The organism is Robertmurraya sp. DFI.2.37, from assembly GCF_029211245.1.
GTDB lineage: Bacteria > Bacillota > Bacilli > Bacillales > Cytobacillaceae > Robertmurraya > Robertmurraya methanolica_A.
The window spans coordinates 1-255 of the sequence record NZ_JARGEJ010000963.1 but is presented as its reverse complement, the minus strand read 5'-3'; the positions used below and the strand labels follow the sequence as shown (position 1 = coordinate 255).

1 rRNA gene is annotated in these 255 nt (G+C 49.4%); it reads left to right on the top strand.

Going from position 1 to position 255, the window contains the following annotated elements:
* A 23S ribosomal RNA gene (locus PZE06_RS29350) occupies positions 1–255 on the top strand; the annotation flags it as partial.

Sequence of the window (255 nt, the reverse complement as noted above, 5' to 3'; positions counted from 1 at the left end):
ATATTTTCCTTTGGAAAAATGCTGGGTGATAGCGTGCCTTTTGTAGAATGAACCGGCGAGTTACGATTGCATGCAAGGTTAAGTTGAAAAGACGGAGCCGCAGCGAAAGCGAGTCTGAATAGGGCGTTTTGAGTATGTAGTCGTAGACCCGAAACCAGGTGATCTACCCATGTCCAGGTTGAAGTTCAGGTAACACTGAATGGAGGACCGAACCCACGCACGTTGAAAAGTGCGGGGATGAGGTGTGGGTAGCGG